General features: G+C 37.7%; 8 protein-coding genes. 7 read left to right on the plus strand and 1 reads right to left on the minus strand.

The features are described 5' to 3' along the window. Positions 1–8: 8 nt before the first annotated feature. The 7 genes from PALPR_RS00445 to PALPR_RS00475 all read left to right on the plus strand — a co-directional run bounded on the left by PALPR_RS00445 (position 9) and on the right by PALPR_RS00475 (position 12,294). Complete coding sequence (locus PALPR_RS00445) at positions 9–230, plus strand: hypothetical protein (protein ID WP_013443620.1); 222 nt, start codon at positions 9–11, stop codon at positions 228–230. 49 nt (positions 231–279) lie between these two features. Next, positions 280–1,422 carry an efflux RND transporter periplasmic adaptor subunit gene (locus tag PALPR_RS00450; RefSeq protein ID WP_013443621.1) on the plus strand — a complete coding sequence of 381 codons (1,143 nt, stop codon included), beginning with the start codon at positions 280–282 and terminating at the stop codon, positions 1,420–1,422. Positions 1,423–1,447: 25 nt separating this feature from the next. Further along, positions 1,448–2,755, plus strand: coding sequence for a TolC family protein (locus PALPR_RS00455; RefSeq protein ID WP_013443622.1), 1,308 nt, complete (start codon positions 1,448–1,450; stop codon positions 2,753–2,755). Between the two features lie 75 nt (positions 2,756–2,830). Beyond that, positions 2,831–3,157, plus strand: a complete 327-nt coding sequence (locus PALPR_RS00460; protein ID WP_013443623.1) for a PadR family transcriptional regulator — start codon at positions 2,831–2,833, stop codon at positions 3,155–3,157. A 91-nt stretch (positions 3,158–3,248) separates the two neighbouring features. Continuing rightward, positions 3,249–4,931, plus strand: a complete 1,683-nt coding sequence (locus PALPR_RS15220; protein ID WP_013443624.1) for a GIN domain-containing protein — start codon at positions 3,249–3,251, stop codon at positions 4,929–4,931. Positions 4,932–6,084: 1,153 nt separating this feature from the next. Then, positions 6,085–11,352: a T9SS type B sorting domain-containing protein gene (locus PALPR_RS00470; protein ID WP_013443626.1), complete on the plus strand. Its 5,268-nt coding sequence runs from the start codon at positions 6,085–6,087 to the stop codon at positions 11,350–11,352. An 18-nt stretch (positions 11,353–11,370) separates the two neighbouring features. Beyond that, entirely contained in the window at positions 11,371–12,294 is a 924-nt protein-coding gene (locus PALPR_RS00475) for a PorP/SprF family type IX secretion system membrane protein (RefSeq protein ID WP_013443627.1), read from the plus strand. 96 nt (positions 12,295–12,390) lie between these two features. On the opposite strand, the gene gcvP is transcribed toward PALPR_RS00475, so the two are convergent. Further along, positions 12,391–15,240, minus strand: a complete 2,850-nt coding sequence (gene gcvP / locus PALPR_RS00480; RefSeq protein WP_013443628.1) for an aminomethyl-transferring glycine dehydrogenase — start codon at positions 15,238–15,240, stop codon at positions 12,391–12,393. Positions 15,241–15,425: the final 185 nt, after the last annotated feature.

Raw genomic sequence — 15,425 nt, forward strand, 5'->3', positions numbered from 1 at the left:
TATTGAATATGAGTATTGCATTGAAAAATAAGAAGATTTTGTCTCAGGCATTACTTCTTTCATTTTTAGCTATTTATGCTTTGGAGTTTTGTTACAATCTGGGAAAATTGCATAATGTGCCAGAAGCATTAGCACATTCTATATCCAGTTTTATGCCCTTTATGCCTATATTTCTTATTGTAGGAATAAATTTAGTCAAAAAAACAAATAAAAAACAATCAAATAACTAACTAATCTACTCTCCCGTAAGGGTTTTAGATTGTTCAACAACAAAACATTATGAAGAAATTTTTAAAAATTGCTTTACTGGTTATATTAGCCATAACCGTACTTTGGACATTCTGGTTTTTATGGAAAAAATCTCGTCCGGTAGTGAAAAAATACGAGATAGTGTCAGTTTCGATTGGTAATATTGATAAAAAAACGGTAGCAACCGGGAAAGTAGATCCGCGAAATGAGATTCTGATTAAACCTCAGATGTCGGGTATTATTGCCGCAGTATACAAAGAGGCTGGTGATATTGTAAAAGCTGGTGATGTGATTGCCAAAATTAAAGTAATTCCTGATATGGTAAGCTTAAACAGTGCCGAGTCAAGAGTTTCACGTGCTCAAATTTCGTATGATCAAAGCAAGAAGAACTATGACCGTGATTCTAAGTTGTTTGCCGATAAAGTTATTTCGAAAGAGGAGTTTGAAAAGACTCAGCTTCAATATAATAATGATAAAGAGGAACTTAAAGCGGCTAAAGATAACCTGAGTTTAACCAGAGATGGTATAAGTACCAACAGTGCTGCTATCAGTAATACATTGGTTCGCTCGACGATTAACGGAACCATTCTGGATGTACCTATCAAGGTTGGAAACTCTGTTATTCAGTCTAATAACTTTAATGACGGAACTACCATTGCTACTGTAGCAAATATGAGTGATATGCTCTTTGTTGGAAAACTCGATGAAACTGAAGTTGGAAGAATTAAGGTAGGTATGCCTATGAATATTACCATTGGAGCATTACAGGATCAAAAACTGCAAGCTAAGCTGGAATATGTTTCTCCAAAAGGTAAAGAAGAGAGTGGTGCTATTATGTTCGAAATGAAGGCTGCTGTAAAAGTGCCAAAGGATGTATTTATACGCGCAGGTTATAGTGCCAATGCTGAAATTGTATTTTCAAAATCAGATCATGTAATCACTATTCCTGAAAGTTGTATAGAGTTTGGTGGTGACACAGCCTTTGTGTATGTGCTGAAAACTAAGGAACCGCAGACTTTCGTCAAAAAGCAGGTGAAAATTGGATTGTCCGATGGAGTAAAGATAGAGATAAAGAACGGATTGACCCTAAAAGACAAAATTCGTGGAGCTGAAGTGTTGGAAAAGAAACCCGAGGTAGCTAAGAAAGAGAAAAATAACAATTCTGAGGAGTAAATATTTATCAATCAATAGACAAAGTATGAAAGCAAAAATATATTTAATTTTGGGAGCTGTGTTGGTCACAACATTAGCTAATGCTCAAAAGTCAAAACTCTGGACACTACAACAGTGTGTAGATACGGCTTTGGCTAACAACCGAAATGTAAAACAGCAGATATTAACAAAAAAAACAAGAGAAATTTCATACGATCAGGCTCGTAAAAATTTGTTGCCAAATTTGAATGGGTCAGCCAGCCAAAACTGGAATTTTGGACGCTCGTTGACAGTGGATAATACATATCAAAGTACTAATTCATCTCAGGCCTCATTCGGGCTATCAACCGGAATAACCATATTTGATGGTTTTAAAATGAAGCGTAATATCGATTTGGCTAAATCGGAAATGTATGCTTCTGAAGCAGATTTGGAGAAAATTAAGCAGGACATTACTGTCAACGTTGCTGCTGGTTTCTTACAAATACTGCTAAACAAAGAGTTGTTACAAATCGCAGTAGATCAGCTTGATTTGACCAAAACTAAAATTGAACAACGAAAAGCGTTGGTAGCTTCTGGTAAAATGTCTGAGGGCGAGCTCTATGATTTGATTGCTCAGGAGTCTAAAGAGGAGTTGAACAGGCTTCGTGCTGATAATACGCTGAAATTATCGTTACTTGATTTAGCGCAATTCTTAGAACTAGAAAATTTTGAGAATCTTGATATTGTTGCTCCAAGTAACCTGTCAGAGTCTGATCTGCATTTTCTTTCTGCGGAAGAAGTTCTTCAGAGTGCATTAACTCATCGTCCCGAAATTAAAGGAGCAGAGTACCGATTAAAAAGTAGTTTGTATAATGTTCAGATTGCAAAAGGTAGTTATTATCCAACGTTGAGTTTTGGAGCAAATTATGGGACTAATTATTATAACATATCGAATATTCCGAATAAGAGTTTTTCGCAACAAATAAAAGATAATAAGAGTACTTCTTTTGGGTTTAACCTTCAGGTTCCCATTTTCAATAAATTTGCAACACGCAATAATGTGCGTTCAGCAGAAATAAGTGTGAAGAGTAACTCTATAGCTGTAGATAACGCAAAGTTGGAATTGAAGAAGACAATACAACAAGCTTATTATAATGCTTTAGGTGCAAAAAGTCGTTGGGAAGCAGCTAATAAATCCGAAATTGCCAGCAGGGAAGCATACAGATTTACGAATCAGAAGTATGAAGCAGGAAGAGCTACATTATATGAATTATATCAATCTAAAAGTAATTTAACTCAGGTATTATCGGAACAGGCACAAGCAAAGTACGAATATTTCTTCAGAGTCAAATTGTTAGAGTTGATGAAATAAGAACAAGATTTTTTTAAAGACTGGATGAGTCCAATTTTTGTTAGCCAACTATATTTCACTAAAAACTAAATAGATATGAATGCAGATAATATTAAGTCGCAGATGCGGAAAGGTTACCTGGAATATTGCATTCTACTTATTCTTAGGAAAAAACCGGCTTATGCTTCCGATATTATTTCGGAGCTGAAAGAGGCAAAATTGATTGTAGTGGAAGGAACTTTGTACCCATTGTTGACACGGCTTAAGAATGGTGAATTGCTCGACTATCGCTGGGAGGAATCTACTCAGGGACCACCCCGTAAATATTACGAGATGACGGCGTTAGGTGCAGCATTTTTAAGTGAGCTGGAAACCGCATGGGAAGAGATAAATAATGTTGTAATTAAAATCAAAGGAGAATAAAGTTATGAAATCTAAATACAGTATCAGTTATTTCTCCAGTGCTTTTATTTTGAGTATCGGATATATATTTTCATATTAAATTATTCGCTTTATGAAAAAGACTTTAACGGTTAATTTGAATAATATCGTCTTTCATATAGACGATGATGCGTATGAAATGCTTCAGACTTATCTCCATGAGATCGCAGATCATTTCAGGTCGGACGAGGAGAAAAAGGAAATAATGAACGACATTGAAGCCAGAATTGCTGAACTTTTCAGTGAGAAGCTTCAGAAAAATAAGAATGTCGTGACGTTGGAAGATGTTCAGGAAATTATTGAAATAATGGGTAAGCCGAGTCAATATGCCGACGAGAGTGAAGAACCCAAAGCTCCTAAAACAGGCAAAAGTCAGCAAAAATCACGTCGGTTTTATCGTGACCCCGAAAATGCTATTTTAGGAGGTGTTGCTTCGGGTGTGGCTGCCTATTTCGATTGGGACGTAACTTGGGTGCGTATTGGAATGGTTATATTGGCGCTTATCAGTGCCGGATACATGATACCGATTTATATTATAGCCTGGTTTGTTGCCCCGGAAGCCAAAACAGCTTCGCAACGTCTCGAAATGCAAGGTGAAGACGTAACAGTTGAGAGTATAAAAACAGAGCTAAACAATGCCAAAAACTATGTAAAAAGCGAAGAATTTAAAAAAAGTGCATCTACAGTCGGCGATAAGGTTTTGGAGATTATTCGAGTGTTCTTCAAGATAGTGTTAGGATTTGTAGGAGCAGTGCTTGGTATTATAGGAGTTGTGCTGGTTGGTGCTTTGATTCTTTTGATCTTCTTTTTAATTTTTGAGCCTGGTGTTCTTAATGGTTTTGCCCCGGATATAATAAGTAACTGGAGTTCATTTTCGCCAGATAAAATGGTACTGATAAGCATATCGTTGCTTTTAATTATCGGTTGTCCGATTTTTTTACTGATATATTGGGCCGTAAAACTTATTTCTGGTAGACGAGATACTCCTCGTACTGCTTCATGGGTTGTGTTAATTCTTTGGATTGCAGGTTTGTTTATGTTCTATAGTGTTGGTGCTAATGCATTTATAAATTTTCACAGGCATCACGATCAAGGATATTCCTTGTTTTGGGATAATGGTGATAAACCTTATGAAGATGAAATAAGAGAATGTGGTTCTTTCAATGCAATTGATTTGTCCGGAAATATAGAACTAGAATTGAGAAATGATTCGACTAAAGATCTAAAGGTTTCGTTTGTAAAAGGATATCTCCCGAGAGTGATAACTAAAGTTGAGAATGGTGTGTTGTATATATACTCAGACGAAGTGTTTCTCTTCCAAAATAAACCGATCAAGGTTTCCGTTTCGTCAGATTCAATCCAGTACTTAACAGCGAAGGGCGCTTGTAAGATAGAAAGCAAATACCCGCTTACTACAAAAGATTTTACACTAAATTTATTAGGTGCGAGTCAGGCAGACTTGGATGTGAATGTAAGCGGAATATTCAAATTAGATGTAAAAGGTGCTTCTAAAGTTGATTTAAGAGGCACAAGCAATATATTTAGTGCAAACGGTATTGGAGCAAGTGACATAAACGCTTACGAACTTAAAGCGAAACAAGTTGATGTTCATGTGGCGGGAGCAAGCCATGCTAAAGTTTTTGCTACAGAATCTATAAAAGCAGAAGCCTTTGGTGCTAGTGAAATAGACTGTAAGGGAAATCCAAAAAACGTGAAGAAATCAGATGGAGGAGCTTCCAGTATAAATATCGAATAGAGAAATTATTTAAAGAGTATTTTATTAAAACCTGTCTGGCTAATTTAAGCCGGACAGGTTTTTTTTATTGACAAATTTGAACTGAAATTTTGGATTTATTTGATCCTGCTTCTTCGGAATAAATATTTATTCCATGTTCTTCTGCGACCAAAATTCCAAAAGAATATCCTAAAAGTTGTCTATTGGCAGAGACTAACCAATATTAACTATCGAATTATTGTTGGCTGTATCCCCCTTGTCTGCTGATGAAAAGTCGACCTTTTTATACCATTTTACATAGCATAAAAGTGTGTGTCCTAAAAATAAATTAATGGAAAAATCTAATTGGCTATTTTAATGAGAAATAAGGAAACGCTTGTCCTAATTTATTCCGCCGATAAATTTGATGGAAGAATCATCAATTTATAACTTAGTAATACAAAATAATCTTTATTTTTTTTTGATTTATAAAAAGTGGGCTTTTAATATATTAAAAATTGACTTTTAAAAATTGAATAGATTTTTGTATAAATTAAGCGAATAAAATTTGTTCGATTTATTAGTTTATTTGAAGGTTCTGATAGTGAAAATAGAAAAAGAGTGCTCTGATTTTTGAGCGTAAATTCATTTCTACATTAGATATTGATGGTAGATGATATATTGAAAATTGAGTTCAATTAGTTTTTTTTGATTTGTTATTGCAATTACATAAATGATAAATAATGTCTTTTGTTGTGAAATAATGCTAAAATCTTAATGCTATATTTTACGTGAAAAATAGTGGCAGAATTATTTTACACTCAGATTTGTGTAAATCATCTGTGTTTATTGCTACACTGTAATGTAGTTTTTACCACATGGAAATGTATCTTAATTTGATTCCTTGTTAATATTCGATAAGCGAGATAATAATTGGCACTCTCTGTCTTAAATTAACAAAATCAATATTTTTTGTTGATAAGACTGATATGTAGTATATATTATAGTTGTCGCAAATTGTGTGTAAAATACTGTTACATAATAATATATATGCATTTTGTATATTCGACCAGTTTTTTGAAACCCTATGAAATAACATTGGCTGTTTAATGAAATTTGTTTTGTTTGCTATAAATGAATTATTAAAATATTATTGTCAGTGAATAATAATTTGAGATATAATTGATGTGACGAAATGAAGTTGTTTAAATTAATATTATTCCTTCTGGTTGCAAATACTGCTTTGGGACAGACCTATTTGTCGTTTAAAGAACGGCCAATAGTGCCTCTATACACTGCTGTTGATAGCTCCGTTACTTCAGTAAATACCACTGTTGTTTCAACAAAAAAAACTTCATATGCCAAAGCGCAATATGTAAAGGCTTCTGCTCCTACAAGTACCTGCGTTAATAATATAGATTTTGAAAACGGTGATTTTACAAACTGGAAATGTTATACGGGTACTGCTAAAACTACCGGAACAACAAATTATGTAACATGGAGCCCAACAACTCCCGTTGTACCAGTAGCTGGTAGACATCAAATAACTTCATCTGCTTCTGGTTTAGATTATTATGGCAATTTTCCCCGACTTTGTCCTTCTGGTGGAAATTACTCAATTCAATTAGGAAATAATTCAACCGGAAGTCAAGCCGAGAAAGTTAGTTGTAGTTTTACCATACCTGCCGATCAGAATAATTTTTCGATTGAGTATTATTATGCAGTTGTGTTCCAAGATCCAAACCACCCTTACGATGAGCAGCCAAGATTTCAGGCTAAAGTTTATGATGCTAATAATAGCTCAAATATTATTTCATGTGCAAGTTACGATTTTACGGCAGCTTCCGGTTTACCCGGATTTAATGTGTCTACAGTTGATCATTCGGTGCTATACAAGCCCTGGTCGGCTGTTACAATTAATTTGTCGGGTTATGCAGGGCATACAGTAATTTTAGAATTTACCACTGAAGATTGTACGTTAGGTCGGCATTTCGGATATGCTTATATTGATGTTAATTCAACATGTACATCTTTATCTAGTTCAGTATCATATTGTCAGGGAAAATCATCATTAACTCTTACTGCACCTTCAGGATATGAAAATTATACTTGGTGGAACAGTGATTATACTCAGCAGTTAGGAACCGGACAAACTGTGACTTTAACGCCTGCGCCGGTTAATAGTGGAGTCGTCAATGTTGATTTGTCTCCTTATTTAGGTTTTGGCTGTAGAGATACTGCTTTTACCAATATAGAAGTCAATTTACCAACAACTTCAGTCACCAATGCTGCCATTTGTCAAGGATCTTCATATCTGTTCAACGGAACAAGCTATAATTCTACAGGAGTCTATACTTATAATACAATTAATGTAAATGGATGTGATAGTACAGCAACATTAAACCTTACTGTAAATCCCTTGCCAAGTGCTAGCATTAGAGGTGCAACTGCCGTTTGTTTGAATGCCGCTTCTCCAAATATTGTTCTCACGGGTATCGGCGGTACCGCTCCCTATACTTTTACATACAATATCAATGGGGGATCTACCCAGACTGTCAGCACTACGATTGGTAATAGTGTTAGCATTTCCGTACCCACGAATAGTCCCGGAAGCCTTAGCTATAATCTGTTGAGTGTGACTGATCACAGCAGTACGAGCTGTTCAAATCCACAATCAGGGACTGCAGTAGTAACTGTTAATCAACCTACTGAATCTACCACCACAGCTTCCATTTGTCAGGGCGAGAGTTATACGTTTAATGGAACGAGCTATACTGCCACCGGAATCTATACCGCCCATTTGATGAATAAAGTAGGTTGTGATAGTTTGGCAACATTGAATCTGACGGTAAAATTACCCAGCGGTTCTACCACCACAGCTTCCATATGTCAGGGTGAGAGTTATTCGTTTAATGGAACGAACTATACCAGCACCGGAATCTATACTGCTCATTTGACCAATAAAGTGGGTTGCGATAGTTTGGCTACATTGAATCTAACGGTAAAATTACCAAGCACTTCTACCAGCACAGCTTCGATCTGTCAGGGCGAAAGTTATTTATTTAATGGAACTAGCTATACTACTACAGGAATCTATACCGCCCATTTGACCAATAAAGTGGGTTGCGATAGTGTTGCTACATTGAATCTAACGGTAAAATTACCAAGCAGTTCGACCACCACAGCTTCCATTTGTCAGGGCGAAAGCTATTCGTTTAATGGAACGAGCTATACTAGCGCAGGAATCTATACCGCTCATTTGACGAATAAAGTAGGTTGTGATAGTTTGGCTACATTGAATCTAACGGTAAAATTACCAAGCAGTTCTACCACCACAGCTTCGATTTGTCAGGGCGGAAGTTATTCATTTAATGGAACGAATTATACTAGCGCAGGAATCTATACCGCTCATTTGACGAATAAAGTAGGTTGTGATAGTTTGGCTACATTGAATCTAACGGTAAAATTACCAAGCAGTTCTACCAGCACAGCTTCGATCTGTCAGGGCGAAAGTTATTTATTTAATGGAACTAGCTATACTACTACAGGAATCTATACCGCCCATTTGACCAATAAAGTGGGTTGCGATAGTGTTGCTACATTGAATCTAACGGTAAAATTACCAAGCAGTTCTACCACCACGGCTTCTATTTGTCAGGGCGAAAGTTATACGTTTAATGGAACGAGCTATACTGCCACCGGAATCTATACCGCCCATTTGATTAATAAAGTAGGTTGCGATAGTACGGCTACGCTCAATCTGACGGTGAAATTACCAAGCAGTTCTACCACCACAGCTTCGATTTGTCAGGGCGAGAGTTATTCATTTAATGGAACGAGCTATAATACTACAGGAATCTATACCGCCCATTTGATTAATAAAGTCGGTTGCGATAGTGTAGCAACATTGAATTTGACGGTAAAATTACCAAGCGCTTCCACCACCACAGCTTCAATCTGTCAGGGTGAAAGTTATTCATTTAATGGAGCAAGTTATGCTAGCAGCGGAATCTATACGGCCCATTTGACGAATAAAGTAGGTTGCGATAGTGTAGCAACATTGAATCTAACGGTAAAATTACCCAGCAGTTCTACCACCACAGCTTCAATCTGTCAGGGTGAAAGTTATTCATTTAATGGAGCAAGTTATGCTAGCAGCGGAATCTATACCGCTCATTTGACGAATAAAGTAGGTTGTGATAGTCTGGCTACATTGAATCTAACGGTAAAATTACCAAGCACTTCCACCACGAATGCTTCTATTTGTCAAGGCGAGAGTTATTCATTTAATGGAACAAGTTATGCTAGCACCGGAATCTATACCGCTCATTTGACCAATAAAGTAGATTGCGATAGTGTTGCTACACTGAATTTGACTGTAAAATTACCCAGCAGTTCTACCACCACAGCTTCTATTTGTCAGGGTGAAAGTTATTCTTTTAATGGAATGAGTTATGCTAGCACCGGAGTCTATACCGCCCATTTGACGAATAAAGTAGGTTGCGATAGTTTGGTAACATTGAATTTGACGGTGAAATTACCAAGCAATTCGACCACAGTTGCTTCGATTTGTCAGGGAGAGAGTTATTCATTTAATGGAACAAACTATGCTAGCACTGGAGTTTATACCGCTCATTTGACGAATAAAGTAGGTTGCGATAGTTTGGCAACATTGAATCTGACGGTGAATCTGCCAAGTGCTTCTACTACAACAGCTTCTATTTGTCAGGGATACAACTATATGTTTAATGGTACTGTCTATAATGCTACCGGAATTTATACCAAGCATTTAGTAAATAAAGTAGGTTGCGATAGCGTGGCAACTTTAGTGTTGACAATGAAAGTACCAACAACATCAAATACCAATGTGGCTATTTGCCAGGGAGACAGTTATGTGTTTAATGGTACAACTTATTCCTCAGCTGGAACTTACACAAAGCATTTGATAAACAAGCAAGGTTGTGATAGTACTGCTATTTTAAATTTGACTATAAAGTTGCCTACCTCTTCAACAACAAATATTTCAATATGTCAGGGAGACTCGTATATTTTTAATGGAACTACTTACACAACAGCAGGTATTTATACCAAGCGTTTTACTAATGCAGTAGGATGTGATAGTACGGCTATACTAAATCTGAGAATTAAATTACCTACAACATCTACTACAACTGCTTCTATTTGTTTGGGTGACTCCTATACGTTTAACGGTGTCTCATACAGCACTACCGGCACATATAGTAATCATTTTATCAACTCGGTAGGTTGCGATAGTACAGCTATTTTAAAACTGAAAGTAAATCTTCCGACGACTTCAACCACTACTGCCTCAATTTGTCAGGGAGATTCCTATCTGTTCTGCGGAGTGGCTTATACCAATGCAGGAACTTATATTGTTCATACCGTTAATGCGGCAGGTTGTGATAGTACGGCTACGTTGAATCTTTCGATTAAATTGCCAAGTAGTTCTACTACAGTTGCTTCTATTTGTCAGGGCGATAGTTATTCATTTAATGGGAAATTATATTCACTTGCAGGAAGTTATGTGGCTCATCTGATTAATAAGGTTGGGTGCGATAGTGCCGCAACATTAGTATTGAACGTAAAAAAGGCAAGTTCATCAACCACCAAAGCCTCCATTTGCCAGGGAGGATCTTATTATTTTAACGGAGTTGCTTATACAAAAACAGGAACTTACCGCAAACATTTAATTAATGCTGCTGGGTGCGATAGTTTAGCTTCGTTGGTTTTAAAGGTAAGCTCACCCACAAGCTCCATAACCAGTTTAACCGTTTGCTCTACCCGATTGCCACTGGTTTGGAATAATATGAAGTATTATGAATCAGGCACGCACACTTGTCCTATTCGTTTTGTTAATGCATCGGGTTGTGATAGTACTGCCTCCTTGGTTTTATCAATAAAAATGCCTACTAGCTCTGTTACCAATGCTACTATTTGTGATGGTGACAGTTATTTTTTCAATGGAATAAACTACTCCAGCGCCGGTACATACAATGCTTATTTAGTTGATGCGATGGGCATTGATAGTACTGCTACATTGAAACTGACGGTTAATCCGACATTTAGTAAACATAACGATGTGTTGCTTATTTCCGGTGATTCTTATTCGATAAACGGACATGAATATAGCCAGTCCGGCAGTTATATCGATGTACTTAAAACCCAGTATGGTTGTGATAGCACGGTTGTTACGAATGTCAACGTGATTGATGTTCCTAATACCATTACTCCAAACGGTGATGGCTATAACGACACGTTTATGAAAGGCTGGCATTCAAAAATATATAACAGAAATGGCATTCTTTTGTATGATGGAGTGGATGGTTGGAATGGTTTATATCGTAATAAACCAGTTTCAAAGGATACCTATTTTTATACTTTGTATTATACAACCCAGTCGAGCACGAAGATAAAAGAAGGCTATTTAATGGTTATCCCGTAAAAGCAATGAGTAATTAAGATGAAGAAAACTATTTTTATTTTAGTATTTAGTTTATTTAGTTTGCTGGCAATTGGTCAATCGAACATTCGGTTGAATAATTACTGGGGTAATGCTCATTACATCAATCCGGCGTCTATTTATGATAAATATCAGGCTGTATTTAGCATGGCTGCACGCAAGCAATGGATTGGAGTAACGGGTGCTCCCATGACCTTTTTCGCTTCGGGCAGTACTTACATCGATAATCTGAATACTCAACTGGGATTAATAGCTGTACAGGATAAAATTGGATATACCTCAATAACTAATCTTGATTTGACCTATGCCTATGCCATAAAACTGCAACGGGACTGGGAATTACACTTTGGAATGGGACTGACCTATCAGAGTTTGAGTTACGATGTGTCTAAGGTTAATTTATCTTCCGATTATGATCCTGAAGCTTATCAAAATCTGTTGACCGAAGATAATTTTAATTCCGATTTAGGAGTGGAGGTGACTAACAAAGCTTTCAAAATTGGTGTTTCGAGTCAAAATATATTTTCGATTTTTTCAACAGACCGAAAATATCAAACTAATACGAATTTCTTGTATACACGTTACAGACAGATTTCAAATAACGTCGTCGATTTTGGTCTTGGAGTGTGTGGAATTCAGTATTCCAACATGTATCAGGCAGAGTTTAATATAACGGGCTATTTTAAGGTAGGTCAACGATCTGGATTGTCAGAAACTCCCGATTTATTTGATGTCGGATTGCTTTACCGCACCAAAAGTGAAGTTGGTATAATTTTAGGGATCGATTTAAGTGAATCCATTCATTTATCCTACAGTTATGATTATAATGTGAGTGGTCTCAATCGAAATTCCGTAGGAACCAATGAAATAATGATTACGTATAATCTGTCCAGAAAACCGATGTGTCATAATTGCTGGTGGTAAGCTTTATCCCCTTTTGAATTAAGTGAGCTAACCGAATTAAAATAGAAATCCCGCTTTACGGAAGTAAAGCGGGATTTCTATTTTATCGAGTATATCTTATTCTTCTGTGCTTATTGCCTGACATGTACAAATCAGGTTTCTGTCGCCGTAAGCATTATCTACTCTCGCTACGTTTACCCAAAATTTATTTTCGGCAACCCATGCAGTTGGATACGCTGCTTTAGTACGACTGTATGAATGATTCCATTCGTCTGAAACAATGCTGTATTCCGGATGCGGAGAATTCAAGAGAACATTATCAGTTTTATCAGCAGTGCCATTTTCGACTTCTTTTATTTCATCGAAAATTTGTAACATTGCGTCTGCAAAACGATTGAGTTCTGCTAACGATTCACTTTCCGTAGGCTCTATCATTAACGTCCCATGAACAGGAAAAGATAAAGTTGGAGCATGAAATCCATAATCCATGAGTCGTTTTGCGATATCAGTTTCTGTTACGCCTGAAGTGGCTTTAAAATTACGTGCTTCAAGAATTAATTCATGACCAACACGACCGTTTTCGCCGGTATAAAGCACACCATAACTGTCCTTGAGTCTCGCCGCTAGATAATTGGCATTTAGTATGGCAATTTTAGTTGAATGTGTCAGACCTGCTTCGCCCATCATGCGAATATATCCGTAAGTAATGGCAGTTACACTGGCGCTTCCGTAAGGTGCAGCCGATACGGTGTTTTTTCCGTAAGTTTTGCTTGGTAAAAATGCCGCAAGGTGCTCAGCCACACAAATAGGACCCACGCCGGGACCTCCACCGCCATGAGGAATTGCAAACGTTTTGTGCAGATTGAGATGGCAAACATCTGCTCCAATGGTTCCAGGGTTAGTTAACCCAACCTGAGCATTCATGTTGGCACCATCCATATACACTTGACCTCCATTGGCGTGTATGGCTTCGCACATGTCTTTGATGCGTTCCTCGAAAATACCATGCGTAGAAGGGTAGGTAATCATACAGCCTGCCAGTCTGTCTTTGTTAGCTTCAGCCTTTTCTTTCCAGTCATTCCAGTCGGTATTTCCTCCTTCGTCACATTTTACAACCACTATTTTAAATCCGGCCTGAGCGGCACTGGCAGGATTTGTTCCGTGTGCCGAAGCCGGAATCAGAAGTGTGTCGCGTTGTGTTTCGCCTTTCGATTTGAAATGTTCTCGAATAACCATGAGCCCGGTATATTCACCTGCTGCACCCGAATTGGGCTGGAGACTGCATGCCGCAAATCCGGTTATTGATGTAAGGTATTTTTCTAATTCTGAAATCATCTCATTGTAACCTTCAGTTTGATCGGCAGGCGCCAATGGATGTATTCCGCCAAACTCAGGACGACTCATGGGTAACATTTCTGAGGCTGCATTCAGCTTCATAGTACATGATCCGAGAGAAATCATGGAATGTGTAAGTGAAATATCGCGTCGTTCCAGTTTCTTGATATAACGCATCATTTCAGTTTCGCTGCGATATAAATTGAACACTTCGTTAGTCAGGTATGGCGTTGAGCGTTCAAAACTTTCATCGAAAGATCTTAAATTTTCAAGGTCTTCTTCTGACGCATACACAGCGGCATTATTCACCGAGGTGGCAAAAATCTCAATCAATGTGTTTACATCATCAATATCGGTTGTTTCGTCAAAGCTGATACCTATTTCGCCTGTTTCGAAATAGCGGAAATTGACTTCGTAATCCAATGCAATAGCTTTCAAATCTTCAACCGAAACTTCTTCAGGCAAACTGATTTTCAATGTGTCGAAAAAGCTTTCGTTTTCCTGAGTATATCCATAAACCGGTAATATCTCATTAATATAAGTGGCTATGGCATGTATGCGTTGCGAAATGGCTTTAATACCTTCGGCACCATGATAGACGGTGTACATTCCTGCCATAGAAGCCAATAGCGCCTGGGCTGTACAAATATTTGATGTTGCTTTTTCTCTTTTTATATGTTGCTCGCGGGTTTGCAATGCCATTCGCAGTGCTGTTTTGCCGTTGGCATCTTTACTTATACCAATAATACGTCCCGGCATGTCGCGTTTAAATTCGTCGCGGGTAGCGAAATAAGCAGCTGATGGACCACCGAATCCCATAGGTATTCCCCAACGTTGAGTGGAACCAAAAACAATATCAGCTCCCCATTCTCCCGGAGGAGTTAATAGGGCTAAGCTCAGAATGTCGGCATCTACAGCCACTTTTGCACCTATAGCGTGCGCTTCGGCTACAAAGTCGGAATAATTCTCGATATTTCCGTTTGCGTTAGGATACTGAACGATAGCACCAAAGTTCTTTGAAGTAAACTTGTAAGTGGAAAAATCTCCGATTTCAAGTTTGATGCCTTGCGCTTCGGCACGCGTACGAAGTACAGCCAGAACAGATGGGAAAGTAGCCTGATCTACAAAAAGAATATTTGCTTCATTTTTCACCTGTTCTCTGCTGCGAAGATTCAGCATCATGGTGGCAGCCTCGGCGGCGGCAGTTGCTTCATCTAGCAACGAAGCATTAGCCAATGGCATTCCGGTGAAGTCAGAAACTGCAGTTTGAAAATTAAGCAAAGCCTCTAACCGACCCTGAGAAATTTCGGCCTGATAGGGTGTATAGGATGTATACCACGAAGGATTTTCGAATATATTTCGCTGTATTACGGCAGGTAGACAGGTATCATACCAGCCTTGTCCGATATACGAAGTGAAGAGTTTGTTTTTCGATGCAATATCGGCAATATGTTCTGCATATTGGCGCTCGGTAAGCGGTTCAGGCAGTACTATTGCTTCTTTTAACCGGATAGAAGCGGGTATTGTTTGATCGATTAGCTCATCGATACTTTTTGCTCCAACAGCTTGAAGCATAAATGCTTCATCTTGTTCAGAAACGCCTATGTGGCGGGCTTTCAACAAGTCTTTCATAAGGGATATTTTTTTTGTTTTTGTGCCCCAAAAGTAGTTTTTTCTTTTCGGAAAATAGCTAAGAATCAGCTAAAAGATTTCAACATTAAGAGAGTTTTCGTGTCAAATTTCAAGTTGAAAGATTTCTGTTGTATTATTTATAAATAGTAGATAAAAACACTTGTTTTTATTCATTTTCTAATGTG

Source organism: Paludibacter propionicigenes WB4 (genome assembly GCF_000183135.1).
Classification (GTDB): Bacteria; Bacteroidota; Bacteroidia; order Bacteroidales; family Paludibacteraceae; genus Paludibacter; species Paludibacter propionicigenes.

Coding starts and splice junctions, on each gene's coding strand:
- PALPR_RS00455 (WP_013443622.1), top strand. CDS start 1,448: ATGAAAGCAAAAATATATTTAATTTTGGGAGCTGTGTTGGTCACAACA.
- PALPR_RS00460 (WP_013443623.1), top strand. CDS start 2,831: ATGAATGCAGATAATATTAAGTCGCAGATGCGGAAAGGTTACCTGGAA.
- PALPR_RS00445 (WP_013443620.1), top strand. CDS start 9: ATGAGTATTGCATTGAAAAATAAGAAGATTTTGTCTCAGGCATTACTT.
- gcvP (WP_013443628.1), bottom strand. CDS start 15,240: ATGAAAGACTTGTTGAAAGCCCGCCACATAGGCGTTTCTGAACAAGAT.
- PALPR_RS15220 (WP_013443624.1), top strand. CDS start 3,249: ATGAAAAAGACTTTAACGGTTAATTTGAATAATATCGTCTTTCATATA.
- PALPR_RS00450 (WP_013443621.1), top strand. CDS start 280: ATGAAGAAATTTTTAAAAATTGCTTTACTGGTTATATTAGCCATAACC.
- PALPR_RS00475 (WP_013443627.1), top strand. CDS start 11,371: ATGAAGAAAACTATTTTTATTTTAGTATTTAGTTTATTTAGTTTGCTG.
- PALPR_RS00470 (WP_013443626.1), top strand. CDS start 6,085: ATGAAGTTGTTTAAATTAATATTATTCCTTCTGGTTGCAAATACTGCT.